This window comes from Intrasporangium chromatireducens Q5-1, from assembly GCF_000576575.1.
Classification (GTDB): Bacteria; Actinomycetota; Actinomycetes; order Actinomycetales; family Dermatophilaceae; genus Intrasporangium_A; species Intrasporangium_A chromatireducens.
Genome location: NZ_AWQS01000496.1, coordinates 1 through 1136 on the forward strand (window position 1 = coordinate 1; position 1136 = coordinate 1136).

Annotated in this window: 2 protein-coding genes; both read left to right on the forward strand. The window is 67.0% G+C overall.

Annotated features, from left to right (window positions below; all coding sequences use genetic code 11):
• A partial coding sequence (locus N864_RS22465; protein ID WP_034722830.1) for a group II intron maturase-specific domain-containing protein occupies nt 1-784 on the forward strand: 784 nt, incomplete at its 5' end.
• Nucleotides 785-949: 165 nt separating this feature from the next.
• A partial coding sequence (locus N864_RS22470; protein WP_155893076.1) for a hypothetical protein occupies nt 950-1136 on the forward strand: 187 nt, incomplete at its 3' end.

Here is a 1136-nt window from a genome sequence, read left to right on the forward strand (position 1 = left end):
GATGACCCAAGGCGGCGTGCACGAGGACACCCCGACGGGCACCCCGCAGGGCGGGATTCTCTCCCCGCTGTTGGCCAACATCGCGCTGTCGGCGCTGGACGAGCACTTCGACGCCCAGTGGCACGAGCAGATGCGGACCTGGCACCAGCGGCACCGTCGGAAACGCCGAGGTGAGGGCAACTGGAAACTGGTCCGGTACGCCGATGACTTCGTCATCCTGGTCAACGGTCACCATCACCACGCCGAGGCGTTGAAGGACACGGTCGCCGGGTTGTTGGCCCCGCTGGGGCTGCGCCTGTCGGAGGAGAAGACCCGCGTGGTCGACATCGACGAGGGGTTCGTGTTCCTCGGGTTCGCCATCCAACGACGACGGAAACGAGGAACCTGCAAGTCCTACGTCTACACGGTGCCCTCGCGCAAGGCGATCGCCTCGATCACCGACCGCGTGTCCGCCGCGACCTACAGATCCACCCTGAACCAGGACCTGGACCAGCTGCTCCTGCAGTTGAACCGGATGCTGGCCGGGTGGGCGAACTACTTCCGGCACGGGGTGTCGAAGAAGACCTTCAACGCGATCGACTCCCACGCGTGGAGACGCATCGCGGGCTGGCTTCGGCGCAAACACCGCATCGGGCGCAAGCAACTGCGCCGATTCTGTGACCGTGGCTGGAGATTCGCCAGCAACGGGGTGGCCTTCACCGGCGCGTCCAGCGTCAAGGTGTCCCGCTACCGCTACCGCGGCAGCAACATCGCCACCCCGTGGACCCCGAGCACCACGGCCTGAACGGGCCGACCATCGGCCCGACACATGGAGAGCCGGATGCGGTGAAAGTCGCACGTCCGGTTCGGCGGGCGGCCTGGGGAAACGGACCGGGAGCGATCCCGGCACCGCGCCCCAGGCCGACCCAACTAAGCGGTGGGTCTGATGGTGAAGGAGTTCACTGTGAGCATGACCGAGATTTCGCAGTCCCAAGGCTCGGCGTTCGGGTTGGACGCTGAGGGCGAACGGAACGAGCAAGAGGTTGCTGAGCCGCGGGCTCGGGCGGTGCGTCGGGAGCTGTTCTCCGACGAGCTGATCGACCAGCTGCTCGAGCGGGTCACCGACGACGGGCTCGCCCTGACCGGCAAGGGCGGGC